This is a genomic window from Paenibacillus sp. FSL R7-0026, from assembly GCF_038004485.1.
GTDB lineage: Bacteria > Bacillota > Bacilli > Paenibacillales > Paenibacillaceae > Paenibacillus > Paenibacillus xylanexedens_A.
The window spans coordinates 221,811-248,256 of sequence record NZ_JBBORG010000001.1 but is presented as its reverse complement, the minus strand read 5'-3'; the positions used below and the strand labels follow the sequence as shown (position 1 = coordinate 248,256).

Here is a 26,446-nt window from a genome sequence, read left to right as displayed (position 1 = left end):
CTGGACACTCCGATGACAGAATAACCTTCCGATCGCTGTTATCCCCAGATTTTATGAATCCCCCTTATATGGGGAAAATCCGGGGATAGCGTATGCTTCCGATGCAGCTTTCTTTCAGAAAGCTTTTAGGCGAACGCTTTCGCTTCTTCAGGTTTTTTCTGTCCTCTCCGTTTCGTGTAAATGTTTAGTTCAATTTATATAACAAAACGTACACTCATTTTATATAAAAGATATTCTATGATCTGGTAGATTCACTTGTACCTAGTCTCATATTAACAGATTCTATAGAAGAAATTAAATTAGATTTGTGCTTTATTTATATTATTAAAAAATGTCCAGGATTAGCGGCATAATAAAAAGCCACGGACACCTGTTGTCCGTGACTTTTCTTCATTTTATAGTACTCATATTAAGTCGTAAGTTTCGCATACACCAGGAAGAATAACATGTCTTCGCCCATGATGACATAACCCGGAACCCGGTAGACCAGATCAACAAGGACAAATGCCACCAGTAACCCCACCATCACTGCCAGATGACGTGGCCGGAGTCGTAGATGTGCGTGTCTGTAACGGTGGAACACAAGTGAGGTCGACAAGAAATATAGCAGCGTTGATCCAAACACAAACCCTAGCATGAACACATAGTTTAACTGATTCTGATATAACAGCTGAATTGAAGCAGCGATCATACTCATGGAGATGTAGATGAACAGATGGCCGTATATGATCGCTTGCCCGGCAGTCTGGATCTCTTTGCTAACCTTTTTCTCCACGTTGTCGAAGTATTGCCACCATATCGCAATGACAAATATGGACGTAAAGGCGGCAAACAGAATGGATTTCATATCCCAATGATCGGCTTGCAGCACAGCGATAATGCTTACGACCGATTCACCCAGCAGGATGAGTGTAAAGAGCGCGAAACGTTCCAACAAGTGATGGGTCTGAACCGGTACCTTCACCAGATTTTTGCGCCCGATCAACGGAAGTATGATGTCCACAGCAATCCCCGCATACAAAATCACGTAGCGCAACCAGGAATCGAAGAACAATGAACCTGATGAGATCAATATGCCAATAAGGAAACAGATACCCAAGTAACGAGCCGCTTGCTGCTGATGCTCGCCTTTTGACTTGTGAGCCGTCAGATACTGAATCGCCGTAAATGCCCGTGAGCCGATATATCCAATGAAGAAGGACAGGTAGTATTGGTCAAAATGGGTAGAGAGGCTTGCCGTCATGACCATAACGGACAGAAGCTGAAGGATGAGGAATATTCGATGGATCAGAATGTCTTGACCATAGCGGTTAATAAACAAGGTCTGACCGACCCATGCCCACCAAACAGGGATAAAAATAAGCACAAACTTCATTAAATATTCAAACGTAATTACTCCATGTTCGGCATGTAACAAGACATGACCCGCTTTGGAGACCGCTGCTACAAAGAGCAGATCGTAAAACAGCTCCAGCCAGGTAACCTTTTTCTCCATCATCCTTCGTTGCTCCTTTAGGTTTTCTCATAATCTACCGTCAGCTATATAAGTTGAACTAAAGCTGATTCACACATACACTCCGATGACAGAATAACCCTCCAATCGCTGTTATCCCCAGATTTTTTTGATTCCCTTTTCCTAAGGGAAAATCCGGGGATAAATGCGAACGCTTCGCTTTTTCAGGTTATTATTAATTCGCAGCTGTAGCAGGTACGAGCGTTCTGACTCCGATCGGTTGCAGATTGTCCTCAATTTGAGGGCGGTATTTCTCGAACCATTCAGGCAACATCAATTTTTGTCCAAGCGAATCAGCAGGTTCATCTTTGGCAAAGCCCGGAGGATCTGTAGCAATTTCAAACAGAATGCCGCCAGCTTCTCTGAAGTAGATTGCGTTAAAGTACTGACGATCCCGCACTGGAGTCGGTTGGTACCCGTAATCACGTACAGCTTCACTCCACTGTGCATGCTCCTCATCGTCTTTTGCGCGCCATGCAATATGGTGCACGGTTCCTGCGCCGCCCATACCCAGAGGTATACGGGTCACTGGAACATCCACAACATTACCGATATCCCCGCTGGACCGGAAACGAGCATACTCTTCATTTTCACTCACTCTGACAAATCCCAAAATTTTCTCAAGAGCATCCATCGTTCTTTGCGGATTAACACTGAACAGGACAGCACCACCGAAGCCTTTAATCGCTTTATCGGTCGGAATCCCTTCATGCGCCCAAGTGCTGGTTGCTCCCTCTTCCCGTTCAACAAGCTCAAGCCGCAGGCCTTCACCATCTTCGAATTGAAGCAGGTCTTCATTGAAGCGACTTGTTTTGGTTACCTCAATGTTATACTGTTCCAGCCGGTTCTGCCAGAAGCCAATCGACCCAGGAGGAATGACATAGGAAGTGATGCCGACCTGACCTCCGCCAATTTTGCCCCGTGGTGATCCAGCCGATGGGAAGAAGGTAATGATGGTACCCGGGCTTCCGTGTTCATCTCCAAAGTACAGATGATATACATCAGGTGCATCGAAGTTAATTGTTTTTTTCACGAGACGAAGTCCCAGAACTCCGGCATAAAAATCAACGTTGGCCTGTGGATCGCCTGCGAAAGCTGTAATATGGTGAATACCTGCTGTTTGAATAGTCATGATTAATTCCTCCTTGGTTTGGTAAGTGATTTATAGTAAGTTTGTATTATCTTAAAATTAAGATATATGATCTAGCGAATTATATGCTAGTTTTTATTTTGATTGGCCTGTTCTTGTTTCAATTTATCAGGAGTCACGTCATCGCCGTTTGGATCATAGATGGTTGCATTCAGCAGAATGTCGTTGACCGAACCACGAAAAGTTTGCAGATATTCTTGGCGAAGACGAACCTGTTCCTCTTTCTCCATCTCCGTCAATCCGCCCTCTTTGGCTTTTCTAGAAAGTTCATTTATTCTGGTCAATGTTGGGATCATCATCTTGATCTCTCCTCATAATGGATTAAAGATATTTGTTTTTGGTTGTTATTTATATTTAAATTAAATATCTTAAGTTAAAGATAAATGATTTATGATCGGTTGTCAACTCTTTTATTTAAACTAAAATAAATGAACCTGCTTCCCCACCTTACGTCATGTTGCTTTAACTATGAAACGAAACAAAAAAGGGATAGCTCCGCAATATCTCAACCATTGCTGAACTATCCCTACATGTATTTATTTCATTAGCCCAGCTTTTGACCACAATTCGGACAGAAGTTGGCTCCTTCATTTTTGGCTCCACAGTTCGGGCAGAAGTTTGGCTTCTTGTTGCCTTCTGTAGATGAAGAGTTACCTGAATCACCGTTGTTGTTTCCCGCTGGTTTCTGGTCGTTATTCTGATTCTGAGACGAATTGGAATTATTGTTCTGGTTTTGGCCTTGGTTTTGGTTCATGTTTTTCATCATTTCATTGGCCATGTTCATACCCATCATCATGCCTGCCATATCCGAGGCCGCGCCGCCGCCCTGCACTTTACCGGATGAGATGCCGTCTGTCATGCTGACCTGCTGATACTTTTGCAGGTTACCAATCATCTCATGCGAAGCGGTCTTTGTAATCATATCTTGAATCTCTTTCGGATAATTGAAGCTCATCACCTGGAAACCGGTAATCCCAATGCCGATATCCATCATCTGCATATCCAGATCTTCCTGAATACCTTTGGCAATATCCGATGCATTGGCTTGCAGGTTGAACATATCCTTCCCTTCACGGCTAATCCACTTCATTAGAAGCTGATCCAGCACAGAAGTGATTCGGATTTTGACATCCTCCACCAGATAACTCTGCTTAATGCCTGCAATCTTATCGATCAGGGTAACATAGTCACTTACTTTAAAATTAAATGTGCCGTTGGCCCGAATCGGCATCCCGCCCGGGAGTTGTGGTGTTGGAATCAATACCGGGCTTTGCGTGCCCCAGCGCACGGTGAACTCTTTGGTATTTAAAAACAATACTTCGACCCGCATGCCGCTGTTGAATCCGAATTTGAACCCTTTTAAGGTAGAAAGGAACGGAATGATCTCGGAATCAATATTAAACGATCCTTCGTCCTCGAAAATGCCTTCCACTTTACCGTTATTCAGGAAAATGGCATCCTGACCGGAGCGGATAATGAGTTTACTCCCCTTCTTAATCTCCCGGTTGCTCCACTTCCAAAATATCATGTCATCTCTAAATTCTTCCCATTCCACCACATTAGAAAATTGATTTCTGAAAAATCCCATATTCGTTCCCATCCCTTCTATTTAACGTAATCCGATTACTCAGTTACTAAAACGACCCTCTACTTCCACTGTGTGAGTGACCACCTCGGGAGGTACCTCCACCGCCGCCTCCGCCACCGTTGTTATTGTTCTTCTCGATTTTGCGCTTGGTTACGGTTGTACGGATATAACGATCCTGACGATCAATTACACTGGAATTGCTTGAATCCTCATAAGTCGCACGATTGACCGTGACACGTCCTCCGGAACGATAGGTCATAATACCAACAACAATACTGCCAAGAACTACAGATACTCCCAACTGAAACCAACCGTTAAACAAAATATTGTTCGGATTCACACCAGGTTCATACCCCATATATTCGTAAGAAAGCTCAATATATTTCTCAAATGCGAGTTTATAATCCCCACTGGACAATTCAGAGGTAACTCGGGTACGGATAGCATCAAGCCGCTGATCGCTCAGATATTCTTTTGCCTTATAAAACCCAGCCAAATATACTTCACGATTATTCATGTCCATCGTCAATATGACAGCATTACCATGTTCTTTATCGTATCCTAGCCTCTGCTCATCATAAAAATCTTCAGTTAAGAGTATAACATCCTGATTCTCAACATTATTTGTTGTCAAAATAACAAAGTCCGTCTGCCGTTCCGCGCCATACTGATTCGCAAGTAGATTCAGTTCACTTATCTCCTGCTCACTCAGCAAGTTGGCCTCATCGTAGATGAGATTTTTGCTCTCCGCAGCGGATGCCGATGACATGGGAAACAACGGAGCGACAAGGGTTATCATAAGTAAAATGAGCGTAGCCATCACGGCCAAAGGGGTTCTTTTCCTCATAAGAATCCACCTCCCATCATCCAGGAAACCAGCTTCAGTGAAAGCAACGAGACCGCAGAGACTCCTGCGAACCATCCGGCCAATTTGGCTTTGCTGATCGGCGGTTTACCGACCACTTTACCTGTCTGTCCATTCATGGCAAAGGTATACTGTGCCCGATTGTAGTCATAGTTGACCATCCACACCGGGAGCAGCACATAGTCTGCATTTTTGAGCGTGGTATCAATCTGTTTGTCCGTGTAGCTCACGCTGGTATATCCGGATACAGTTGAAGCAATATAAGAATCAATGTAAGATCTCGTTTTATCCTTGGCCCGTGGAAAAAGTTCCTCGTCCGTATAACTATATTTTTCCGCAATGTACCCCGCCAGATACGGGGTCTTGAACAATTTCAGCTGATTATATGGAAAAGGCTCCAGCTTATCCATCAGTTCATCCTTCATTTTCTCCGATGCATCGATGGGCAGGTTCACGTAATTCAGCCGAATCCGGCGGTATATATCAAAATGCTGTGTTTCCGTGTAATGGTAGTCGCCCTGGGTGTAGGATCTAACCTTGGTGCCACGACCATGCACTTCAATTTTGTTATGTAACTCGTACAACCAAAACGGCACGTACATGCCGGTAATGCTCTGAATCCGATCGGCGGACATGAAGCCACTTGGCGTTAACAGGCCGTTTTTGCACCACTTTTTGAAAGCCTGCTTGGCTTGATCCTTGTTGATCGAAAAAGGAATCACCATCGCAGGGGCCAGATTGCCCGTCAGCCGATCACTGAGTACAACCGCCGCACCGCAGAAACTGCAGGTCGTCGCACTGGTCTCCGGCTCCGTCACAATGTCAGCTCCGCAGCTGTTACAGTGGTATTCTTTGACCTCATTTTCGGTGAATACCTGTCTTTTCAAGGGATCGGGGATCTGCTCTATGTTGTCCTGGCGGCCGCAGCTGGGACAGGATAATGCACCTGACACACTGTCAAAGATCATACCACTGCCACAGTTTGGACATTTATATTCAATAACCGGCATCTGCTCACCTCAATGTTAACGAAATGGTGTAACGTATTATTTATTCTTCAGCTTTTCCTGAATCGCTGCGAGTTCTTCCTCCGCACTTGGCGACGCATTCTCATTATTACCCGCATCTGCGTTCATGTCCCTCTCCAACTGGGCAATTAATTCGTCCAAATCCTCTTCCTGTGCCCCAGCACGAAGTTCTGCCAAAGCCTCTGCTTCGTTCAGCGCCTGGTTCGCCTTGTCTTCCATGGCCTTCAATGCAGCATCAGCTCTGCCCGTAGATGCATTCCGTTCGTTGACCTGTTGCTGCGCCTTTGCATCCGCGATGCGACCTTTGAGTTCTGTATGCCGCGCTTCCAGTTGCCCCAGATCGGCAACCAGTTTATCATTCATATGCTTCATCATCTTGGCTTTGGCGGAAGCCCGTTCATAGGCGGCTTGTAATTCGTTCAATTTGTCAGCCAGCTTCACTTTCTTCTCCAGAAAACCACGCGCCTTGTCTTCGTCTCCCGACTCCGCCGATTTCTCCGCATACCGCTGTAACTTCTTGACCTCGGCGCTGCACTCATCCAATGCTCGCTTCGCCCGGCTCTCATCCGACAACACCGCCGTTGTCTCAGCCTTCACCTGACCCAAATCACTGCTCAGGCTTCGCATATACTCATTCACGCTTTTCTCCGGGTCTTCCGCCCGCGACAGCATGTGGTTCACATTGGCCTTCATCACGTCTCTAAACCTCGATAAGATTCCCATTACTTGTTCCTCCTCCGAAAAGTTCATATGTATACTATAATACATGAATACGCCCACATACGTTTCACATTTCACGATGGCAAGTGGAGTTACTACGATCCAAATCCATACTATAAAAACGTAATATAAGAAAAGACGAGCACTTATAGTGTCGCCTTATAATCAAAAAAATCACTCATAATTATCAGTATCATTCTTCCTCAATCACAGTTCGTTAATGAATTGCATACTTTCATCTGCGATCCGATTCGGATCGTTATTATGGGTTTTAGCCCTTTGCTCCTATTCCACAAATCCCTACCTGATCTATAGCTCCACCGGAAGGCTCTCCACTGCTGTGAAAAACACATCCAATAATTCAACGTTATACGTTTTATGGACGTATTCGGTTATTAACGCCACATCCTCTTCCCCCTGATACTCCAGACATGGACGGCCCTCACTCCACAGCACCCTGCACGGGAACTTCCCGACAACATCCTTAATGATGTGATCCGGCTCAGCCACTTTATGAATGTCTCCCATATGTAATCTCCTCATTTCTCTATACTTAGCGTGTGCAATTATGCATTAATTTTGAAATACATAACGATTCGATTCAGTGCACTTCATCACATTTCACGGGGAGAGTTATGAAGGCATAACACACAGGCATTTTGCAGACACAACAGGGCTGGTTCCCCCATAGGTGCCATTCCTTCGCAAGTTGGCTATAATAAGGGGATCAATGATTTCTATAAAAGGCAGGAAAATTATGCGTACACGAGTTCACTTTATTGCTCCCTACGAATCGATGATTCCTATTATACAAGAGTGCATTCCTCGCTTTCCCCAGTTAGCCATTCAGACGGACGTGGGCGATTTGGCAAACGGTGTGGAATTAGCAACTCAAGCTGAGAAAAACGGTGCAGAGATTATCATCAGCCGCGGTGGAACCGCCCAACTCATTAAAAAAGCAGTGACCATTCCCGTTATTGATGTGCAGTTATCGGGCTATGATATGATTCGTTCACTTACACTAGCAAGCCAGTTTAACGGCCAAACAGCCATCGTTGGCTTCTCCAACATCACCTCTGGTGCACAATCGATTATTGATCTGATGGATCTGCCCCTCAAGGTCTATACCATACATAGCTCGGAAGATGTGGCACGATTGCTTCTGGAGTTGAAGGCTTCCGGGTACCGACAGATTGTCGGAGATGTGATCACCGTCAACACCGCGAAGACTTATGGTCTGGAGGGATTGTTAATCCAATCTGGCCAGGAATCCATCCTTAGAGCGATGGAGGATGCACAGCTGGTCTACCGTTATTTGAGCAAAAATCATGCGATATCGATCATCCTGAATGACCTGGTTACACGGGAACATCCCAATTTACTTATTTTAAATGAACGGAATGAAGTTGTATTCGAGAACCTGACCGATTTTGGGAAAAATCCGCTGACCGATAATCACATATATCTTACCAATACCAGTCTGGAGTTCCATCAATCCCAGATCCAAAATGTGTTCATGGTGGACGATTACCAGCTCACGGTTAACGCCTATGAAACGACCCTGGACAACAAGAACTACAAGGTATATATGCTAGAAAAAGGACAACCCTATGCCTTTGCACAATTCGGCATAACAACGTTTACGGACGCATCGATGGAGCCTATCGTTGCCGAATCCCTTGCCATGCAGGCGGTATTACAGAACATTCGGGCACTCTACGAGAATCATGAACCGATCTATCTGCGGGGTGAAGCAGATTCCGGTAAATCTTTTCTGGTCAAACATATTCATCAGATGTACTCAGGTGGCGGACTGTTATTACAGATGGATCTCTCGCAAGTTCCGCCCGGTCATTTGCACAAGATACCACTCGCCAAGGTTCGAAATGTAGAGATTAACCACATGGAAACACGTATGGAAGATCCGGAGTTGCTCGCCTTTATCCAGAGTTGCCTTCAAAACCAAATAGGGGTGTTTATACTCGGGGAACAGATATTAAACCCGCAGTGGTCACTTGATCTGGAGATTAATACAATTATGATGCCAAATCTTGCGGATAGACCAGAGGACCTGGCTCCACTGATGCAGCATTTCCTGACGGATTACTACCACAAATACGGAACTACTGCGGTGAGAATCAAAGAAGATGCTCTACAGCTGATCCAAGATCAGATCAAACATATGAATGTCAACCAGCTGAAACATCTGATCAAGCAGGCTGCACTCAACGAACAAGATTATGTAATCACCACGGCTACCTTGTCCCGCTTGCTGGATCAGCAACCTTCTTCAAGCCCAATGAAGTTGAACGGTACGCTGAAGGAGATTGAGAAAGAAATTATTCAGTTCGTGCTTCAGGAGGAAAATAACAATCAATCAAAGGCCGCAGAGCGTCTGGGGATTAACCGGGCCACATTATGGCGTAAACTTAAAGATTAGCTTTAAGTTTGCGTCTTTTTTATTGCTTTTATGTGTTGCATTTTTAAACAGTTAGGCGAGTATTTAAAATTTACAATAATTTATTGTTGCTATATTAAACGATATGGGATAACATAATCCCTGCAAGCGCTTCATAAAAACGATTACTTCATAAGGAGCTACTACTATGAACATTAAAGCAACTTTAGATCGCATCCCTGGCGGTATGATGGTCGTTCCCCTGTTACTTGGTGCAACCATCAATACATTCTTCCCAAATGCCCTGCGCATTGGCGGATTCACGGAAGCCCTTTTTGTCAACAGTGCCAGTACTTTGATTGCCCTGTTCCTGTTCATTGCGGGTACACAGATTACGTTTAAAACAGCAGGTTCCTCTGTCGGCAAAGGTTTGACCTTGCTTACGTTCAAATGGGTGATTGGTGCAGCCCTTGGTTTTATCGCTATTTTGTTCGCGGATTCAAACGGGTTATTTCTCGGCCTGGCCCCGCTTGCCATTATTGCTGCGATGACTAACTCCAATGGCGGTTTGTACATCGCACTCGCTGGTCAATACGGCAAAGAAGATGACAAAGCAGCCTACCCTTTCCTGGCACTCAGTGATGGTCCGTTCCTGACCATGGTAGCGCTCTCCATCTTTGGTGCGATGGGTTTTGCAAACGGTATGTTTTCCCCTATGGCCTTTGTTGCGGTATTGCTTCCGCTCATCGTTGGTGTCATTATTGGTAATCTGGACCGCAATCTGGGGGAATGGCTGCATAGAGGCAGTGACAAACTTGTTCCGTTCTTCGCATTTGCTCTGGGTATGAACATTAGCTTCTCCTCCATCATTCAAGGTGGTCTTAGCGGAATTTTACTGGGTGTGTTAACCGTGTTATTAACGGGCGGAATCGGTTTCCTGCTCTTTAAAGCCATCGGCTGGAACCCCATCGTGGGTGCTTCCGAAGGTTCAACTGCCGGGAATGCCGTAGGTACACCTGCTGCCATCGTGGCTGCTAATGCTTCATTTGGCCCAATTGCCGAGATTGCGACGGTGCAAATTGCAGCGAGCGTTGTAACAACAGCCATCCTGTTGCCGATCTTCATCGGGTTCCTCTCCAAACGACTGGAGAAATCAGGTGGAGTCGAGAAATACAATCAACGACCAACCACATAAATGGGTATCACCTGATTTAATTTGCTTAATCTGTGCTTAATGGATGATCTGAACGGACTTTTTATTAAATTGTGCTTACAAGGAGGGATGACTGCATGAAATTAGCCATTATTGCAGATGATTTGACCGGCGCCAATGACAGCGGGGTGCAGCTTGCCCGTCACGGCTTGAAGACCAGTGTTCTTTTTAATATAGATGAAGGCCCTCTTACACGTTACGATGCCGTCGTCTTTGATACAGATAGTCGTTCCATATCCTCGCAGGAAGCGTATGACCGTGTATATCGGGCTGCTGAATTGCTGACGAACAACGGATTTGAGACGATTTTCAAAAAAATGGACTCCACCATGCGCGGTAATATCGGCATCGAGATTGATGCTGTATATGATGTCGTAAAGCCGGACTTTATGATGATTGCCCCGGGTTATCCAAAAAATAACCGGACGATATTGGAAGGAATTCATTACCTGAACGGCGTTCCGCTGGCAGATACTGAAATTGCCCATGATCCGAAGACACCTGTAACGATTTCCTACCTTCCGGACTTGTTGAAACAACAGACCAAGTACGAAGTTGGCGAGATCACCGTCGCCGATCTGGAAGCCGGGCAGAATCATATTCGCACCAAGCTAGAGCAGTTGAAAACAAATAATATCCCGTATGTAATGGTGGACTCCGCCGAAGAAAGACATCTGGAACTGATTCTGCAGATGACTCGCGAGTTGGAGTATACCTTTACTTGGGCAGGTTCGGCGGGCATTGCCAATTATCTCCCCGCACATTACGAATTGGAATCCAGGGCTGCGTCACTTGATATCCCGGAGAATCCCGGTCCAATCCTAACGGTGGTTGGCAGCGTGAACAAAAACTCCCGCGAGCAGCTACATCGCTTGATGCGCAAGTCCCGCGTAGCTTCAGTCTCCTTCCATTCCTTCAAAGCGGTATCCGCAACCGCAGACCGCGCGGAAGAGATGGAACGTGTCTATAACGAGGTCCGAGACAAAGCGCTGGAAGGACAAGATGTTGTCCTCTATTCCACCGCTGAACAGGTGGATATCGAACTGGCACGGGCAACGGGCGAAATTCGCGGTCTCAATCACACGGAAGTCAGCAACCAAATTGTACTCGCGATGGGTGAGATCTGTGCCAGATTGCTGGAAGAGGGACTTTTCAAAGGGGTATCCATGACCGGTGGTGATACGGCTAAGCAAATCTGTCTGAAATGGAATATTAGCGGCTTCGAGCTGCTGGATGAGCTTGAAATCGGCGTGCCGATCTCCAAGTTTATCGGGATTGATGATCTGCATGTGATTACAAAAGCAGGCGGTTTCGGTAAACCGGATGTCTTTATCCATGCGATTCAAAAATTAAAAGGGGGTATTCTCGTATGAAACCTACAATTGGAATTACAATGGGCGACGCAGCAGGTATTGGACCGGAGATTATTATGAAAGCACTGGGTCATCAAGAGATGTACGATCAGTGCAATCCACTCGTTATCGGTGATGCAAAGATTCTGGAGCGTGTGTTACCTGTCATCGGCTCAAATCTGAACGTTAACGCGATTCAAGAACCTTCCGAAGCCAAGTATGAATTCGGTACTGTGGATGTCATTGATCTGAACCTTGTTCCTGCGGATCTGGAATACGGTAAAGTATCTGCCGTGGCTGGGGATGCAGCATTCCAGTTTCTCGCCAAAGCCATTGATCTTGCCAAAAAACAGCAGATTCACTCCATCTGCACCGCGCCTCTGAACAAAGAAGCTCTGCATCAGGGCGGGCACCTGTATCCGGGGCACACCGAGATTCTGGCGGATCTGACGGATACACAGGACTTCTCGATGATGCTGACCACGCCGAATCTGCGCGTTATTCACCTGACAACACACATGGGTCTGATCGATGCCATTGCGAGTATTAACCCGGAAAGAACCTACACCGTCGTGAAGCTTGCTCATGATACGTTGAAAAAAGCAGGCTTTGAGAATCCGCGCGTAGCCGTATGCGGAATCAACCCTCATGCCGGGGAGAACGGCTTGTTCGGTAATGGAGAAGAAGAAGAGAAACTGCAGCCCGGCATTGAGCGTGCGCAGCAGGAAGGCATTAACGTCGTTGGTCCACTCCCGGCGGACACACTCTTCTTCCGCGCTGGTCGCGGTGACTTCGATATCGTTGTAGCCTGCTACCATGACCAAGGTCATGCGCCGATCAAAGTGATGGGCATCGAGGAAGGCGTGAACATCACCGTTGGTCTGAAAGGTGGCATCATCCGTACATCCGTTGACCACGGTACAGCCTTCGATATCGCTGGTAAAAATATCGCCGATGATAAAAGCATGCTGGCTGCCATCCGCTCCGCTATTGAGCTGGCGCCGAAAGATCAAGTTTAAGAGTAGCCGTCATACGGGGACATGAGTGAGAGAGTGAGTCTGATCAGGCGGACCATCTCTAGGTAGACGTATCTTTATATAGAAGGAAAAAGAAAAAGGCATTCCCTTTGTAACTTAGAGGGCTTGCCTTTTTTATTTGTCCTCTATACATCTTTGCTGTCGCGATTTATGCAACACATCTCCACTGACATCCCCAGATTATCTCTGTCTTCAGTCAGCGCTCAGGTCTACCCATGGATATCAGGTCACGCTCGCTCTGTGAATGTCTGCTACGGCGATATGCACTCGGTGACATGCCATTCAGTTTATTGAAAATGCGATTGAATTGAGAGAAGCTGGCGAAGCCACACTGTGCTGCAATTTCGGTGATTTTTTGGTTAGAGTTCAGGAGCATTTGTTGGGCGTTACGTATTCGGGTCATCTGAATATACTCGGTAAACGTAAAGCCTGTGACTTTGTTGAACTGACGGGATAGATGATGAGCACTCACGAAAAACCGTTTGGAGATCTCTTCGAGCGACAGTTCATTCTGATAATGACTGTGAATATACGATGCAATGGCATACATCCGCTGCGACATAGACGAGCCTGTCTCTTCACGAACGTAGCTATTCTCAGCCGAGTATCGATGGATCGCACACAGAAACTCAACAAACTTGCTATGGATCGCCACTGAATGAAGTGCGGAGGGATCCTGTGATAGAGCATAGATTTCATTTAAAGGATTCAATACCGCCTGGCGGCGTTCTTCTGTAAATCGGAATATCGGGACCGGTTTATTAAAAATCGAGAACAGCTCTGTGTAACCGCTCTCAAGACCAGGCGTATTACGTGGCATGGCAAAGGTGATCATCAATCGTTTCGGCGGGGCACCCTTCGGATATTGCGTTTTGTGCAGTAAAGAGGGTCTCAGCAGAACGATATCATACGGCTGAATCTCGTACAAACTGCCTTCAATGATATGCGCAGCCGTGCGATCCAGAAGAATACAGATTTCATAGAAATCGTGGAAATGCTGAAACTCCATATTCAGTTCATGGGAGCGTTCGTCATAATCCAGATGATAAAAAAGTGAATCTCCAGGCTGGTTCACATGGATCGCATATCCCTGCTCGTATGCCAAAACCGATGGTGTCATGGACATGCCCCCTATCCTGATTCTAATGATTTTATTTTAGCATGAAATGCAATAAAAAGACGTTATTTTCAGCATACAATACGTAGTTTCGCCCATTTCTCTTTTGTTATGATAGAGTTGATATGTTAGCGCTTGCAGTATTATAACTCCAACAACGACTACAGCCTGTACTTACTACAAACCAAGGTGGGAAACCAACATGAAAATGAATTCCTTGTATACTCGGATCCATACCATTGTGAAACACTTGGAACGTGCACGACTGACCTCAAAAACATATATCCCTGAGCTTTATCATAAAGAAAGTGGTTACCACTCCTGGGAACTGGTTCATGAGGACCCATCCTCCTGGAACGTATTCCGTAAGGGTGATGGCTGGGGTGGCAAAGATGTACACAGCTGCTTCAAAACCCGCATTCAAATCCCGGATCATCTGGAAGGAAAAAAAGTCGTTTGTACCATCGTTACTGGTGCTGATGACATCTGGAATTATGACAATCCGCAATTCCTGGCATTCCTCAATGGGGAATTGATCTGTGGTCTGGATGTGAACCATACGGAGATTGACCTCACTTCATCCGCGGTGAAGGGCGAATCGTTTGAGCTTGCATTATACGCGTATTGCAGTACGTCTGCCGCGGATGTTTTTCTAAATGTATATATCGCCGAGCATCATCAGCAAGTCTCCGATTTGTATTACGATCTTAAGGCTGCGCTCGATGCTGCAGATCTGCTGCGTGAGGATGATCTGGAGCGACTGAAGCTGATCGAACATCTGAATAAAGCCGTGAATCTGCTGGATTTGCGTCAGGAGAACAGCTCAGAATTCCATGCGTCGGTGCTGGAAGCGCGCCGATATCTGCAAGATCATGTCTATGGTGATATCCGCCCCGCCGGTGATCACATCCCTACCGTGCACTGTATCGGACACACACATATCGATGTGGCATGGCTGTGGACGCTGGATCAAACTCGGGAGAAGGTCATTCGCAGCTTCGCCAGTGTACTGTATCTAATGGACAAGTTCCCAGAGTATACCTTCATGTCCTCTCAGCCCCAGCTGTATGCATACCTGAAAGCAGACTACCCATCCCTATATGAGAAAATCAAAGAAAAGGTAGCCGAAGGCCGCTGGGAAGCGGAAGGTTCAATGTGGCTGGAAGCCGATTGTAACCTGATCTCGGGTGAATCCATGATCCGTCAGATTATATACGGGAAACGTTTCTTCAAGGAAGAATTCGGCGTAGAGAACCGTGTGCTCTGGTTGCCGGATGTATTTGGTTATAGTGCAGCGATGCCGCAGATTATGCGCAAGAGCGGCATTGATTATTTTATGACAACCAAAATTGCCTGGAATGATACAAACCAGATTCCAAACGACACGATGTACTGGCGAGGAATCGACGGATCAGAGGTCCTGACACATTTCATTACAGCAACAGATTATGACAAACACCCTGATTTCAGGCAGCGCCGCTTCGAGACGACCTATAATGGACGGTTTAATGCTTCGCAAGTGAAAGGCACGTGGCAGCGATACCAGAACAAAAACATCAATGCAGATGTCCTGCAATGTTTCGGATTCGGAGATGGCGGTGGCGGACCAACTGAGGAGATGCTGGAGCATGGCAGACGACTTGATGTTGGATTGCCGGGTGTACCCGCGGTGAAACGTACCTTTGTACGCGAGTTTTTCGAGAAGCTGGAGCAAAATCTGGCGGATGTTCCTTCCGTTCCCCGCTGGTCGGGTGAGTTGTATCTGGAGTATCACCGGGGGACCTACACGTCCATGGCGCGTAACAAACGGTACAACCGTCATAGCGAATTTGCGCTGGCCAATGCCGAGCTGTATGCCATGATTCATCGTCAGGCGAATGCACAGGCGGCCTATCCAACCGATGCACTGGAGCATGCATGGAAGCTGACGATGCTGAACCAGTTCCATGATATTCTCCCAGGCAGCTCCATTGAGCAGGTATATGTGGATTCCAAGGAGCAATATGAAGAAGTCCTGCGTGTCACGGATGAGCTGAAAGACAGCGCGCTGAACGGCATTGCAAGCCAAATTACATCTGATGGCGAAGCCATTGTGGTATTTAACACCACCGGATTTGTACGGACGGATGTGGTTGAACTGCCTGCTTTTGCTAGAAAAGTAACCGTCTATGATGGAGATCGCCCTGTACCAAGCCAGCGGACTCCCGAAGGCGGACTTGTATTCCTTGCAGAGAACGTGCCTGCATCCGGGTATAAATCTTTCCGAATCACACCGGATCTGACAGACGAGCTTGTCGCAGGAGTTTCGGTTGCACAGTGGGAAGCAGATCGGCGCCACATCCATACACCTTGGTACGATATTCACCTGAATGAAAGTGCCGAGTTCACATCCGTATGGGACAAGTTGGAGGGCCGCGAGCTGCTTCAGTCTGGCAAGCGTGGTAACGTGCTGCAAGTGTTCGAGGATCGACCTGCGGAATACGAGGCATGGAACATTGACGATTATTATGAACAGCATATGTGGGAGATTAACGACCTGCAGTCGCTGGAGTGGGTTGAAAGCGGGCCGGTGCGTTCCGTGCTTCAAGTGAAGCGACAGTTCCTGGATTCGGTCATTGAGCAAACGATCATCTTCTACGCGCATACGCGCCGGATTGATTTCCGTACGTTTGTGGACTGGAAGCAGGAGCATTTGCTGCTGAAAGCCACTTTCCCGCTCGATATCTGGAGTGAAAAGGCCGTCTACGAAATCCAGTACGGCAACGTTGAGCGTGCTACCCACCGTAATACGAGCTGGGATCAAGCCCGGTTTGAAGTATGCGGGCAGAAGTGGGCCGATCTGGCGGAGAACGGGTACGGTGCTGCTCTGCTGAACGACTGCAAATACGGATATGATATTCATAACTCGGTGATGCGACTGTCACTGATCAAGAGCGCAACGTACCCGAATGAAAATGCCGACAAAGAGCAGCACGTATTCACCTACGCGCTCTATCCGCATCAGGGTGACTTCCGTGAAGGACGTGTCATCCAAGCTGCTTATGATCTTAACCGTCCGCTGGTTGCTCGTGAAATAAGTCCGCAAACCGGTACGTTGCCGGGAACATGGTCAATTGCATCGGTCGATCAGGATAATGTCGTGCTGGAGGTTATTAAAAAAGCCGAGAACAACGATGATATGATCATCCGAGTCTATGAAGCACATGGCCGCCGCAGTCGGGCGTCCCTGCAATTGCCTGAGGCAGCAGGTGCTACTGCATACGCGTGTGATCTGCTCGAGAACAACGAAGCGGAATGCGCCATGGAAAACGGGCGGATTTCTTTTGATATCAAACCGTATGAGATTCTGACCTTCCGTATCCCTGCGGGACAGTAAGCAGAAATTACGCAACATGAAAAACTGCTAACATTGCTTACTATGCTTCAACAATAAAGGGCTGCCTCCTGTCATATCTGACATGGGAGCAGCCCTTCATTTGTCGTTCTTTAAAATTCTTCGTACTCGCTGGGGTCCTGATCCCACAACCGACCATCCGGACGATTAAATGCAGAGATGACCTGCATCTCTTCTGTGCTCAACTCAAAATCGAATATATCGATATTTTCCTGCTGATGCTGCAAGGAGCCAGCTTTCGGAATGGGAATGGAACCTAGCTGAACATGCCAGCGCAGAATGATCTGAGTTGGCGTTTTGCCATGCGTTTCCGCGATTCGAAGAATGTTCTCATCCTTCAGAATATCCTGTAAGGCATCATTGCCACGTCCAATCGGACTCCAGGATTCGTTCACGATGCCATGCTTCGTATCCTGTTCCCGCTGATCGGCTTGGTCGAAGAATGGATGCAGCTCAATCTGATTCAGACTCGGCGCTATCCCCGTTTCCTTAATCAGCCGTTCATTGTGCTCAGGCAGGAAGTTGCTGACTCCAATGGATCGGATATATCCACGTTTTTTGGCTTCGATCAGTGCTTGCCATGCCTCGACATACATGTCTTTTTTCGGATTGGGCCAGTGAATCAGATACAGGTCGTAATAATCCAGATCCGCTCTGTACAGGGATTCCTGGATCGCCACAAGTGCTTTATCATGAGCGTGATAACGACCCGGCAGCTTCGAGGAAATGAGCAGATCTTCTCTGGCGATGGAGCTTTGTTTGATTGCTCTGCCCACCGTTGCCTCATTCTCATAGTTATACGCCGTATCAATTAATCGATAACCCGCATCCATTGCGGACGCGATCGATTTAACGCCTTCTTCACCTCTTAAACTATAGGTACCAAATCCAATTGCAGGCACTTTCAAGCCATCGTTCAATGTATATTCCGGAATTCGATGATTCATCTGAAGACTCTCCTTTGCCAAAAGGTATACGAACAATATGGTAAAAATAATGCCCCTCTCCGTTTATCTCCCCCTCCATACGCGCTTGAATCAATTGGAAGTCACCACTCCGTTTTAGTCAGGTGACGGCTTCCTCTTCTAGCTCTCATGAAGAGCGATCTCCTTTTCATTCAAACGAAGAGATGGGCGTGGCCGATAACGGCTGATTGCCTATAAAGTTCTTAATAGCCATAGCAGCCTGCTTATACCCGCCAGCATCGCGTAACGTTTTCCCAATAACCTCAGCATGCTCCTTGTAGGAGGCATTACCGAGCACTTCTAATACTGCGTTTCTAAGCACATCGGGTGTAAGGTTATTTTTGTCCACGATGACTCCTGCTCCCAACTCCTGTACCCGGCCTGCTACACGCGGCTGATCCGATGTTAACGGAAGCAGGATTAATGGTACATTGTAATACAAAGCTTCGCTGGTACTGTTCATGCCTGCATGTGTCAGAAAAGCATCTACACACTGCAACAATTCCAGTTGAGGGACATAGGGTCTTATGATGAAATTGTCAGGAATGAGATCAGCAATGGGCTCTATATCGGTATCCTTCCCAGAAGATAATATAAACTGCACAGGCAAATTACGAAAGGCCGTGAAGCAAAGCTTATAAAAATCAAGATCCTTATTTAAAATGGTTCCCATCGAAATATAAACGACCTGCTTATAATGAGCATGCAGAGATTCATTTGCAAAAGCTGGCGCATCCTTGCGTGGGATAATGGATGGGCCGGTGAACACAAAGCTGTCGTCCAGCTTGTCCCCCATGGGTTGAAAATAGCAGCTTGTATAGACAATCTTCAGTTGTCCTGGATGCCCTGAAAGTTCCACCAGAGAAGGCGCAGCCACATTGAACCGGGAAGCTAATTGTTGAGACATTTCCATAATGCCGTTATATAGCTCCTGGACCTCCTCATTGTCATCCTTCAGATTATTGTCCGATCCTAGAGGCTCTACAAAAACAAAGGTACTGGTCGAGCAGATCGTGGGTATCCCTAGCTTTTCGCCCAAAATTTGTCCGCCCCAGCCGATTAAGGAATCAAAAATTAAATAGTCATAGGTTTCATTTTCGATCAGATTCAGAACATCCGGAATAAACCGTTGAATTATTTTTTTCAAAATCATATATAAGAATTGGTACGGATGTTTGATTTCAAATGGCTTCATATTGGGATTGTTGAGCAGGGTTGCCTCGTTGAAGGAGTAAGCTTTAAATTGAGCACCTAACGCTTCAATCTTCGTCCGGTATTTTTCAGTACAACAATAGACGACCTCATCTCCGCTCTCTATCAACTCCTTGATTAACCCGAGCGACGGATTGATATGCCCTTCTGCAGGCATCATCACAACTAACACACGTGCCACGAAGCTCACCTCCATCAAATTTTCCAATTATTTAAAGTGGGGACATGGTATTCAATTCTTCCAGACCATTGGCTTGGATAAATAAAACTCTACTACCTCAGTCAGGCAGTAGAGTTCCTATTTGTGAGACAGAAGCATCAAATTCCACGATACCTAACGTTTTTTATCCTCACTGTCTGGTCACGGCACCCAAACATCCCTTTTATAAAAGGTTACGCTGTAAGCATCGGTATCGCTGTAACGTCCATCCTTGCTTACCACTTTAAAATATACATTATTGTAGTCGACAAGAACTGTATCCGCTCCTGACGTATTCGTAGAAGAAGCAACCAAATTTCCAGCGCTGTCATAGGCGTACAAATCGTAATCATAGCCGGAAGGAGAACCCAGCACGACAGATTTGCCATGCCCTCTGAATGTAAAGTAGTCTACATCTGTCGGGGATGATAGATAAGACCAAGCACTTCCACCCCAGTAAGCCGGACCGTAGGGAGTGGCCACCGTCTGCGTTGGGATTTTATACGCGGTGCTCAAAGTGTCATTCGACTCGTAATTATCCGCCAAGGCCGTACCCACAATAGATCCTGATAAAAGCGTCACCATAATAGCAGAATACAATGTTTTCTTCATTTCATTCTCCCTCCATTTCTTATGAAAGTTAGCACGCCAAAGAGACTTCATGCTTTCCCTCGTTCTTAGACACGCCTAATCAGAATAAGCTCCAAATCACCCCTTTCAAAATATGGAATTAATTAGATTATAATGTAAAGAAATACATATTGTCTACTTGTTTTTGCAGACATTCTGTTTTGTTATCTTGCACTGAACCCTATCCCATGAACTGACCGTCAGTCTCATAAATAAAACATTTGGGTGTGTTCCTGTGATTTTAAAAATTAGCCAACTTACCAACACTCGACGTGTTCTCACCCATGGCCAAATTGGATGGGCATCCAAACGTAAAAACGACCACCAATATGGTGGCCGTCACATCTATTTTGATAAATCTTCTTAATACTCTCGCGCATATTGCTTATCCTCTTTCAGTTGCACAATGTCATGTCCGGTTGGATTCTGGAAGGCCCGCAGTCCAAATGTTGGCGCCACCGCGAAGATATGGTCAAAGATATCCGCCTGAACGTTCTCGTATACCCCCCAGTTGATATCATTGCTGAATGCATAGATTTCCAGAGGCAGTCCGCGATCTTCCGGTGCTAGTTGTCTCACAATCATCGTCATATCCTTATTGATTTTCGGATGATTTCTCAAATATTGATGGATATATTCCCGGAATACACCGACGTTTGTCAGTTGTCTGCCGTTCACGTTGCTTTCGGTATTCACCTCGTGCTCCATGTTGTATGCTTGAATTTCTTTCAATTTTGCCGTGACATAATCAGTCAGGTAGTGGATTTTCTCAAATTCAGCCACCATCTCTTCCGTACAAAAACGGATACTGCTGATATCAATATAGATACTCCGCTTAATCCTTCTGCCACCGGACACCTGCATGCCCCTCCAGTTACGGAACGAATCCGAAATGAGGGCGTAGCTTGGAATCATCGTAATGGTTTTATCAAAATTCATAACCTTTACCGTGTTCAATGTAATGTCAATGACGTCACCGTCCGCATTATACTTTGGCATCTCAATCCAGTCACCAACGCGTACCATATCGTTCGACGATAGCTGTACACCGGCCACGAGGCCCAGAATCGAGTCTTTGAATACGAGCATTAATACCGCCGATAACGCCCCAAGTCCACTGAGGATAATGAGCGGGTTCTGTCCGATCAGGCTGGAGATGACGATAATGCCCCCGATAATGAACAGGACAATCTTGGCTACCTGAATGTAACTCTTGATTGGGCGAATCTTCGACACCTCATAGGTACGATAGATATCATCGAACACATTCAGCAGAGCATTCAGAACCGTAATCATGATGACAATCATATAGGTCATTGCTGATTTTTCAATTATGGCCTGATAGGGCGAGAAAATATAAGCAGAATAATAGATTATAATGGCTGGCACAAGATGCGACAGCTTCTGAAATAAATTTTTTTGAACCACAATATGGCCCCACTTGAAACGGTTGTTACTTACGATACGATGAACCGTCTTCAGTACCACTCGCTTGGCAATCACATTTGCCAATATCGAGATCACTGCTATAAAAATAATCATAATGATGTTTGAAAGATAACCAATGGAGGGTCCACTCATGCCGAGTTCTTCTAGTTGATTTCTGATAAAGTCCATTGTTTCCTCCTGACATAATCTAGTTTAGCCTATTATTATAAAGTAGTTTGAGAGGGCAAGCAAAGTTTGTGCTTCCACTTCATTCTTCCTATGTATTATATATATTAAAAAAAGACCCTGTCATTCAAAGAATGATGGGTCCACTTGATTATGTCGTCTTTTCATCATGCTCACGAGAAATGTCTAACAACTCACTCACCGTTACCAAACGGTACCCTTCCCCAACCAGTTCCTCCACCAGCACACGAACCGCCTCCACCGTCTGGGAACGATCCCCGTAACCGTCATGGAATATGAGCACGCTGCCAGGTTTCACCGCAGACCGGCTATGCTCCAGAATATGCTCAACGCCGGGATTGTCCCAATCCCTCGCATCCCCGTTGGCCGCACCAATCGTACGATATCCACGCTCCGCTGACAGAGACAGTATATCATCGTTTACGCCAAAATACGGCGGTCGGAAGCTTCGGGCAGGTTGCCCCGTAACTTTTTGAACAAGACGTTCTGCGCGTTGCAGCTCCTCCCCGGCTTCCTCCAGTGTCAGCTTGGTCAGGTCCGGATGCGTGTACGTATGGTTTGCGATCTCATGCCCTTCCCGGTGCACCTCCGCCGCAATCTCCGGGTGAGTCTCCATCTCTTGGCCAATCATGAAAAACGTTGCCTGGCCACCGACACGACGGAATATCTCAAGCACTTGAGGTGTATACACTGGATGCGGCCCATCATCAAACGTGAACGCCACAACCTTTTCCCGAACAGACTCCTGCACTACCATAGCAATATTGACCATACTATAATGACCCCTCTCTGCAACTGACTGGCTACATCACCCTTATTATTCCATGTCCATAGGCCGCGGTCCAGTCCAGAGATCACACCTTGCGAAATCCCGAATCAAGAAGATATCTACCAGAAAGAGAGCACAGCGAGCAAGCAGCAATCCCTTCTACCGCCACGCCCTCCAGTCCAGCCTCCAGCTAACCTTTGATCGCACCTGCGATCATGCTCTTCTGCACCTGTTTGTTCAACAGCAGATAGATGACTACCGTTGGCACCGTCGTAATCATCAGTCCCGCACCAATGATGCCCCATTGCGTAATGTACGTTCCCACCATCGACATCATGCCCACCGTCAATGTCTGGTAAGCCGTGTTATTGATAAACGTGACCGCAAACATCAGCTCGTTCCAGCAGGACAGAAATGTGAAGATCGCTACCGTTGATATAGCCGGGGTTACCAGAGGCAGAATAATGGAGAAAAACGTCCGGTATATGCCGCAGCCGTCGATAACCGCCGACTCCTCCATCTCTCTTGGGATACCTTTGAAAAAACTGCCCAGAATGAACACCGCCATCGGAATGCCAAATGCCACATAGGGAATGATCAGAGACCAGTAGCTGTTGAGCAGGCTCAGATTCTTCAAAATAATAAACAATGGCAGCAGCGCCGCATGAATCGGCACCATCATGCCCAGCAAAATAATCGTCATCGTCAACCCGCTGAGCTTCCAATTCATTCTCGTGATTGCGTATCCCGTCATGGAGGACAGGATCAGTACCAAGACAATGGAGGCCGCAGTAACCAGCACACTATTCATAAAATAGGTCAGCACATGGCCGTCGGACATTGCTTTGGTGTAGTTGCTCCACAGAAACGCCTTCGGCAACCCGGCTACATCACCGCTGAAAATCTCACTGTTATCCTTCAGGGAAAACAGCGCCAACCAGATAAGCGGGTAGATCTGCACAATTGCAACGAGGATCAGAAACGCTTGCAGGAACACTTTCCCGATTGGTCCGGAGATGGACCTTGGCTTGGGCTTTTTTTGCAACATGACTTCTACGGTACTCATGCCTCATGCCTCCTTCTATTCCGTTTTGAACAATGAATTAATGAGGATCGTACATACCAGACACTCCACAATGATAAAGACCGAGATTGCACTGCCATATCCGTACCGGAACGTATCAAAAATGGTGGCGTACATCAGCGTGCTCGGTACTTCAGTGGTATAGAACGGCCCGCCGCCCGTCAGCACATAGATCAGGTCAAACACCTTGAATGCGCCGATGACCGAAAAAACAAGGCTTACCTTCAGAATCGGCTTCATCAGCGGGATCATAATGGACCACGCCGTCCGAATACGGGAAGCACCATCCATTCGAGCAGCTTCGAGCACATCCTGAGACACGGACTTTGCTCCTGCATACATCAGCAGCATGTGATACCCTACGTACTGCCACAAGGTCGGAATAAACGATGCCGCCAGCGCGGTGTCCTTCTGCCCCAGCCAGTCCTGTGCCAGGCTGGATAAGCCAATACTTTGCAGCAGCACGTTCAGCAGGCCATAATCGGCATTGTAGATTTTTGACCACAACTGGGCAATAACCACCGTTGAGATCAACACCGGGATGAAATATACGGTCCGGTAGAACCCTTCCCCCTTGACGTTGGACGCCAGAATCAGTGCGAGCACCAGCGAGATCGGCAGTTGAATGAACACCGAAGCTCCCGCGAATAACAGGGAGTTCTTGATTGAATTCAGCACACGGGTATCCTTAAACATCTCTACATAGTTGTCCAGGCCGATAAATGTACCCCTGCCCACGCCGTTCCAGTCCAGCAGACTGTAATAACTGGAGACAAAGATCGGAATAAGCACAATGCCGCAGAACAGAAGTAGTGTGGGCAGTACAAAGACGGCTATCGTGCCTTTATTGGAAAATACAGAGTTCATTGTTGTTCTCCTCTCAAAGGCGTGACCGGGATATACCGGACCACGCCTTGTTTGGGTTCATCTTCATGGTTAGAAGCGGTAGCATTGCAAGCTCACAAGGTCTATGCGTAAGATATTTACAGGCAATTTGCAAAGACTTGTAGTGTAAGGACCTAGGGCCTGTAAGCATTTAAGCTTGTAAGCTTGCACGCACGTATCTGCCTACCTGTTTTCTATAAGCTTAGCTCTGTTGGTTTGAGCTGTGCCATCTGTTTGCAGAACTCTTCCGGTGTTACATCGCCGGCAAGCAGCTGGGCAATCAGGTTTTTATGCGCTTCGGCAGACTCCGCAGGCAGAATGTTATCCCACCACGCGATGAATGAGGTCGCCGTTTTCATAATATCTGCCGCAGACAGATCAAGGGAGGACAGGCTGGATGTGTCGAGTGCATCGGTTTTCCAGCTTGGCAGACCCGCTCCAGCCAGAAAACCTTGTGTACCAAGCTGCTCACTCAGATACATGAGGAATTCCACGGCTTCCTTCGGATGTTTGGTATTCTGGTTGATGTAGAAACCATCGACGGCTCCGCCAAAGATTTCGGTATTTGTGCCTTTGCCATCTTCAAATACCGGGAACGGAATCACTTTCACTTTGCCTTTGACTGCGGAGGACGGGTCCTCAATTCCTGCATTCACCCAGTTGGCCTGGAACATCATCGCCCCGTTGCCTGCATTAAATGCCCCAAGCATCTCGTCATAGCTCATGCTGAACATGCTGCTGTTGAACGCTCCTGCTTGCGCAAGCTGTTGCATTTTGGTCGCAGCGGCAACAAAATCGGGCGAATCCCACTTCGACGGATCTTTAAAGGCTTCCATCACCGCAGCATTGCCTGCCTGACGCATCGCAATAATGTCGTACCAGTACATGCCCGGCCAGCGGTCCTTCTCTCCAATCACAGCTGGGGTGATTCCTGCCGCTTTCAGCTTGGTGACTGCATCCAGGAGTTCGTTATAGGTGGTCGGAATCTTGGCACCTGCCTGCTCGAACAATTCCGTATTCACGTAAAGGTTGGCGATATGGGTATACACGGGCAATGTGTAGATTTTGCCGTCCATATTGATGGCCTCCGCCATACCCGGCCCCATTCGTTCTTTGATATCGTCCGTCAGGTAACTTGAGATTTCCAGCACATTACCGGATTTGATATATGGCTGCATGAAGCTGCCGCCACCCATGCCATAGAACAGGTCTGGCGCTTCACCAGCTGCAATTGATGTTTTGACTTTGGTTTTGTACTGTTCTCCTGTCGTGCCCGTACGTTCAACCTGAATGTCTGGGTGCTCGCTGTTCCATTTCTCAACAATCTCGGGCAGTAACTTGGCCGAAGGGTCGGTATTGCCAACCGATTGATCCCACAGCGTCAGCTTGATCTTGCCGTTACTTTCCCCCTGTGCACCACCGGACGAACCGGATGAACATGCCGCCAGACTGCTTACAATGCCCAGAGTCAGAATTAGACTTGCTGATTTTTTTAATAGCGCTTTCATCTCTATGGACCTCCCTATGCGTTTTAGTTGGTTCTAGCCCATATTTTAGGCAAACTGTACTTTGTTCTCCATTTAGAAAACAGGCATCGATTTGTAATATTCGAACATATGTGGAACTGGAAGTGGAAGTGAGTTTACGCTCAAACCTTCTCTGCACTCAAACTCCCCATTTTTGCATTCTCGT

Annotated in this window: 22 protein-coding genes; 5 read left to right on the top strand and 17 right to left on the bottom strand. The window is 46.8% G+C overall.

All coding sequences use genetic code 11. From position 1 onward, the window contains the following. Positions 1-409 precede the first annotated feature (409 nt). The 8 genes from MKY44_RS01190 to MKY44_RS01155 all read right to left on the bottom strand — a co-directional run bounded on the left by MKY44_RS01190 (position 410) and on the right by MKY44_RS01155 (position 7,392). Entirely contained in the window at positions 410-1,498 is a 1,089-nt protein-coding gene (locus MKY44_RS01190) for a low temperature requirement protein A (RefSeq protein WP_341005767.1), read from the bottom strand. A 190-nt stretch (positions 1,499-1,688) separates the two neighbouring features. Further along, positions 1,689-2,645 (bottom strand): ring-cleaving dioxygenase, encoded by a 957-nt coding sequence (locus tag MKY44_RS01185; RefSeq protein ID WP_341005766.1) that lies wholly within the window; start codon positions 2,643-2,645, stop codon positions 1,689-1,691. An 86-nt stretch (positions 2,646-2,731) separates the two neighbouring features. Next, positions 2,732-2,959 (bottom strand): DUF896 domain-containing protein, encoded by a 228-nt coding sequence (locus tag MKY44_RS01180; RefSeq protein WP_074096683.1) that lies wholly within the window; start codon positions 2,957-2,959, stop codon positions 2,732-2,734. A gap of 248 nt (positions 2,960-3,207) precedes the next feature. Further along, complete coding sequence (locus MKY44_RS01175) at positions 3,208-4,251, bottom strand: SPFH domain-containing protein (protein WP_341005765.1); 1,044 nt, start codon at positions 4,249-4,251, stop codon at positions 3,208-3,210. Between the two features lie 46 nt (positions 4,252-4,297). Beyond that, positions 4,298-5,098, bottom strand: coding sequence for a TPM domain-containing protein (locus MKY44_RS01170; RefSeq protein WP_341005764.1), 801 nt, complete (start codon positions 5,096-5,098; stop codon positions 4,298-4,300). Further along, positions 5,095-6,126 carry a TFIIB-type zinc ribbon-containing protein gene (locus tag MKY44_RS01165; protein WP_341005763.1) on the bottom strand — a complete coding sequence of 344 codons (1,032 nt, stop codon included), beginning with the start codon at positions 6,124-6,126 and terminating at the stop codon, positions 5,095-5,097. The genes MKY44_RS01170 and MKY44_RS01165 overlap by 4 nt, the downstream gene beginning before the upstream one ends. A 36-nt stretch (positions 6,127-6,162) precedes the next feature. Further along, entirely contained in the window at positions 6,163-6,867 is a 705-nt protein-coding gene (locus tag MKY44_RS01160; protein ID WP_341005762.1) for a PspA/IM30 family protein, read from the bottom strand. 306 nt (positions 6,868-7,173) lie between these two features. Next, entirely contained in the window at positions 7,174-7,392 is a 219-nt protein-coding gene (locus tag MKY44_RS01155) for a hypothetical protein (RefSeq protein ID WP_341005761.1), read from the bottom strand. 229 nt (positions 7,393-7,621) lie between these two features. Between MKY44_RS01155 and MKY44_RS01150 the strand changes: the two genes are divergently transcribed. The 4 genes from MKY44_RS01150 to pdxA all read left to right on the top strand — a co-directional run bounded on the left by MKY44_RS01150 (position 7,622) and on the right by pdxA (position 12,846). Continuing rightward, entirely contained in the window at positions 7,622-9,304 is a 1,683-nt protein-coding gene (locus tag MKY44_RS01150) for a PrpR N-terminal domain-containing protein (protein WP_341005760.1), read from the top strand. A 166-nt stretch (positions 9,305-9,470) separates the two neighbouring features. Continuing rightward, positions 9,471-10,457: a 2-keto-3-deoxygluconate permease gene (locus MKY44_RS01145; RefSeq protein ID WP_341005759.1), complete on the top strand. Its 987-nt coding sequence runs from the start codon at positions 9,471-9,473 to the stop codon at positions 10,455-10,457. 95 nt (positions 10,458-10,552) lie between these two features. Beyond that, positions 10,553-11,848, top strand: a complete 1,296-nt coding sequence (locus MKY44_RS01140) for a four-carbon acid sugar kinase family protein (RefSeq protein ID WP_341005758.1) — start codon at positions 10,553-10,555, stop codon at positions 11,846-11,848. After that, the gene (pdxA, locus tag MKY44_RS01135; RefSeq protein ID WP_341005757.1) at positions 11,845-12,846 is read left to right on the top strand and encodes a 4-hydroxythreonine-4-phosphate dehydrogenase PdxA; all 1,002 of its coding nucleotides are present in this window, start codon (positions 11,845-11,847) and stop codon (positions 12,844-12,846) included. Before MKY44_RS01140 ends, pdxA begins: the two co-directional genes overlap by 4 nt. 214 nt (positions 12,847-13,060) lie before the next feature. Here the strand turns inward: pdxA and MKY44_RS01130 are convergent, their stop codons facing one another. Further along, positions 13,061-13,984 carry an AraC family transcriptional regulator gene (locus tag MKY44_RS01130; protein WP_341005756.1) on the bottom strand — a complete coding sequence of 308 codons (924 nt, stop codon included), beginning with the start codon at positions 13,982-13,984 and terminating at the stop codon, positions 13,061-13,063. Positions 13,985-14,183: 199 nt separating this feature from the next. Here MKY44_RS01130 and MKY44_RS01125 point away from each other — a divergent pair, with 199 nt between their 5' ends. Then, positions 14,184-17,357, top strand: coding sequence for an alpha-mannosidase (locus MKY44_RS01125; RefSeq protein WP_341005755.1), 3,174 nt, complete (start codon positions 14,184-14,186; stop codon positions 17,355-17,357). A gap of 110 nt (positions 17,358-17,467) precedes the next feature. Here the strand turns inward: MKY44_RS01125 and MKY44_RS01120 are convergent, their stop codons facing one another. From MKY44_RS01120 to MKY44_RS01085, 8 genes are all read right to left on the bottom strand, one after another. Then, the gene (locus tag MKY44_RS01120) at positions 17,468-18,322 is read right to left on the bottom strand and encodes an aldo/keto reductase (RefSeq protein ID WP_341005754.1); all 855 of its coding nucleotides are present in this window, start codon (positions 18,320-18,322) and stop codon (positions 17,468-17,470) included. Between the two features lie 166 nt (positions 18,323-18,488). Then, a complete protein-coding gene (locus tag MKY44_RS01115; protein ID WP_341005753.1) occupies positions 18,489-19,733 on the bottom strand; it encodes a macrolide family glycosyltransferase in 1,245 nt (414 codons plus the stop codon). Between the two features lie 180 nt (positions 19,734-19,913). Further along, positions 19,914-20,414, bottom strand: a complete 501-nt coding sequence (locus MKY44_RS01110; RefSeq protein WP_341005752.1) for a hypothetical protein — start codon at positions 20,412-20,414, stop codon at positions 19,914-19,916. Positions 20,415-20,744: 330 nt separating this feature from the next. Next, the gene (locus MKY44_RS01105) at positions 20,745-21,998 is read right to left on the bottom strand and encodes a mechanosensitive ion channel family protein (protein WP_341005751.1); all 1,254 of its coding nucleotides are present in this window, start codon (positions 21,996-21,998) and stop codon (positions 20,745-20,747) included. 148 nt (positions 21,999-22,146) lie between these two features. Next, positions 22,147-22,788 carry a polysaccharide deacetylase family protein gene (locus MKY44_RS01100; RefSeq protein ID WP_341005749.1) on the bottom strand — a complete coding sequence of 214 codons (642 nt, stop codon included), beginning with the start codon at positions 22,786-22,788 and terminating at the stop codon, positions 22,147-22,149. Between the two features lie 187 nt (positions 22,789-22,975). Further along, positions 22,976-23,851, bottom strand: a complete 876-nt coding sequence (locus tag MKY44_RS01095; protein ID WP_017691224.1) for a carbohydrate ABC transporter permease — start codon at positions 23,849-23,851, stop codon at positions 22,976-22,978. 15 nt (positions 23,852-23,866) lie between these two features. Beyond that, the gene (locus MKY44_RS01090; RefSeq protein WP_017691225.1) at positions 23,867-24,736 is read right to left on the bottom strand and encodes a carbohydrate ABC transporter permease; all 870 of its coding nucleotides are present in this window, start codon (positions 24,734-24,736) and stop codon (positions 23,867-23,869) included. 212 nt (positions 24,737-24,948) lie between these two features. Further along, positions 24,949-26,262 carry an extracellular solute-binding protein gene (locus MKY44_RS01085; protein WP_036674723.1) on the bottom strand — a complete coding sequence of 438 codons (1,314 nt, stop codon included), beginning with the start codon at positions 26,260-26,262 and terminating at the stop codon, positions 24,949-24,951. Positions 26,263-26,446: the final 184 nt, after the last annotated feature.

Bases quoted from the DNA above. Each gene is read 5' to 3' on its own strand.
- pdxA (WP_341005757.1), top strand. From the start codon at position 11,845: ATGAAACCTACAATTGGAATTACAATGGGCGACGCAGCAGGTATTGGA.
- MKY44_RS01140 (WP_341005758.1), top strand. From the start codon at position 10,553: ATGAAATTAGCCATTATTGCAGATGATTTGACCGGCGCCAATGACAGC.
- MKY44_RS01185 (WP_341005766.1), bottom strand. From the start codon at position 2,645: ATGACTATTCAAACAGCAGGTATTCACCATATTACAGCTTTCGCAGGC.
- MKY44_RS01130 (WP_341005756.1), bottom strand. From the start codon at position 13,984: ATGACACCATCGGTTTTGGCATACGAGCAGGGATATGCGATCCATGTG.
- MKY44_RS01110 (WP_341005752.1), bottom strand. From the start codon at position 20,414: ATGAAGTCTCTTTGGCGTGCTAACTTTCATAAGAAATGGAGGGAGAAT.
- MKY44_RS01085 (WP_036674723.1), bottom strand. From the start codon at position 26,262: ATGAAAGCGCTATTAAAAAAATCAGCAAGTCTAATTCTGACTCTGGGC.
- MKY44_RS01175 (WP_341005765.1), bottom strand. From the start codon at position 4,251: ATGGGATTTTTCAGAAATCAATTTTCTAATGTGGTGGAATGGGAAGAA.
- MKY44_RS01125 (WP_341005755.1), top strand. From the start codon at position 14,184: ATGAAAATGAATTCCTTGTATACTCGGATCCATACCATTGTGAAACAC.
- MKY44_RS01160 (WP_341005762.1), bottom strand. From the start codon at position 6,867: ATGGGAATCTTATCGAGGTTTAGAGACGTGATGAAGGCCAATGTGAAC.
- MKY44_RS01105 (WP_341005751.1), bottom strand. From the start codon at position 21,998: ATGGACTTTATCAGAAATCAACTAGAAGAACTCGGCATGAGTGGACCC.
- MKY44_RS01170 (WP_341005764.1), bottom strand. From the start codon at position 5,098: ATGAGGAAAAGAACCCCTTTGGCCGTGATGGCTACGCTCATTTTACTT.
- MKY44_RS01165 (WP_341005763.1), bottom strand. From the start codon at position 6,126: ATGCCGGTTATTGAATATAAATGTCCAAACTGTGGCAGTGGTATGATC.
- MKY44_RS01095 (WP_017691224.1), bottom strand. From the start codon at position 23,851: ATGAGTACCGTAGAAGTCATGTTGCAAAAAAAGCCCAAGCCAAGGTCC.
- MKY44_RS01180 (WP_074096683.1), bottom strand. From the start codon at position 2,959: ATGATCCCAACATTGACCAGAATAAATGAACTTTCTAGAAAAGCCAAA.
- MKY44_RS01100 (WP_341005749.1), bottom strand. From the start codon at position 22,788: ATGGTCAATATTGCTATGGTAGTGCAGGAGTCTGTTCGGGAAAAGGTT.
- MKY44_RS01155 (WP_341005761.1), bottom strand. From the start codon at position 7,392: ATGGGAGACATTCATAAAGTGGCTGAGCCGGATCACATCATTAAGGAT.
- MKY44_RS01150 (WP_341005760.1), top strand. From the start codon at position 7,622: ATGCGTACACGAGTTCACTTTATTGCTCCCTACGAATCGATGATTCCT.
- MKY44_RS01145 (WP_341005759.1), top strand. From the start codon at position 9,471: ATGAACATTAAAGCAACTTTAGATCGCATCCCTGGCGGTATGATGGTC.
- MKY44_RS01120 (WP_341005754.1), bottom strand. From the start codon at position 18,322: ATGAATCATCGAATTCCGGAATATACATTGAACGATGGCTTGAAAGTG.
- MKY44_RS01090 (WP_017691225.1), bottom strand. From the start codon at position 24,736: ATGAACTCTGTATTTTCCAATAAAGGCACGATAGCCGTCTTTGTACTG.
- MKY44_RS01190 (WP_341005767.1), bottom strand. From the start codon at position 1,498: ATGATGGAGAAAAAGGTTACCTGGCTGGAGCTGTTTTACGATCTGCTC.